Raw genomic sequence first — 586 nt, 5'->3', positions numbered from 1 at the left:
CCCTACACTCAGACTGTTATCCGGTAAAGCGAAGTAGTTTCTAAAGCCGGCTATCTTGCGCTTTAACTCTGGCATGCTGTGATCAAGCCGCCGGTGGCGATTGTCTTTAATCCAGTGATAATAGCTATGCAAAGCTGCCTTGTGTTTCTTGGGGGCGGTCTTCCTGCGCAGCCGGGGCTCACCCGTGAAGTCCACTTCCCAGTAGAAACGAAAGCCCAGAAACTCGAAGTGCCGCTCTTGACCGGGATGAAATCGACTGAAACGTTTCATCGAGGTCTTCTCCGGAGCTACTTCCAGATTGAATGTCTTCAGTCTGGAAGCGAGCTGTTTGTAGAAGGCCCGGGCTTCTTGTCGATACTGGAATGCCACCACAAAGTCATCCGCATAACGGATGAGCATGGCCCGCCCTTCACACTGCGGTTTGACCTTCTTCTCGAACCATAAATCCAAGGCGTAATGAAGGTAGATGTTCGCCAATACCGGACTGATCACTCCGCCTTGCGGCGTGCCTGATTCAGGCTTGTGATAGTGTCCGTCCGGCTCTTTGATTCTCGCCTTCAACCATTGATTAATCAGATTAAGAAGT

At 51.0% G+C, this 586-nt stretch carries 1 protein-coding gene; it reads right to left on the bottom strand.

From position 1 onward, the window contains the following. A partial coding sequence (locus tag ACXAFR_RS27470) for a reverse transcriptase domain-containing protein (protein ID WP_475183391.1) occupies positions 1–586 on the bottom strand: 586 nt, incomplete at both ends.

This window comes from Pseudomaricurvus sp. ABR4_320, assembly GCF_056159445.1.
This window is presented reverse-complemented; position numbering and strand designations above follow the sequence as displayed.